Source organism: Pseudomonas sp. TSO6, from assembly GCF_056098905.1.
The window spans coordinates 1-481 of record NZ_JBLZWV010000088.1; the positions used below are offsets into that span (position 1 = coordinate 1).

Genomic DNA, 481 nt, shown 5'->3' on the forward strand with positions numbered 1-481 from the left:
GCGATACGTTGCCGGCGGCGTCGGTGAGCGTGACTTGCAGGGTGCTGCCGTCGTTCACGGCAGGGGCCAGAGCGATGACGAAGGTGCCATCCGCGCCAACGGTACCCGTCGCGAGGATGTTGCCTGCGGCGTCACGCACCTGCACGGTGGTGCCAGCTTCGCCACGGCCGCTCAGCTGGCTGCCAGCCACGCCGATTACCAGGTTGGTCGGGGCTTCAGGCGGCGTGGTATCCACGCCGTCGATATCCGGTGCAGTGACCGAGGTGGCTACGGACGTATTGCCGGCGGCATCGCTCGCAGTGGCTTGCAGGACTTCGCCGTCCACCTGCGGTGGGTTGAGGTTGATGCTGAATACACCGGTCGGGCCGACCAGAGCAGTACCCAGTTCGGTACCGTCGGCTGCCAGGATACGCACAGTACTGCCCGGTTCGGCACGGCCGGTGAGCACGGTGCCGTCAGCGCTGACGGCCAGTTCGGTCGG

1 protein-coding gene is annotated in these 481 nt (G+C 67.2%); it reads right to left on the reverse strand.

The window, feature by feature from the left end:
* A partial coding sequence (locus ACN6NG_RS29890; protein WP_474317527.1) for an Ig-like domain-containing protein occupies nt 1-481 on the reverse strand: 481 nt, incomplete at both ends.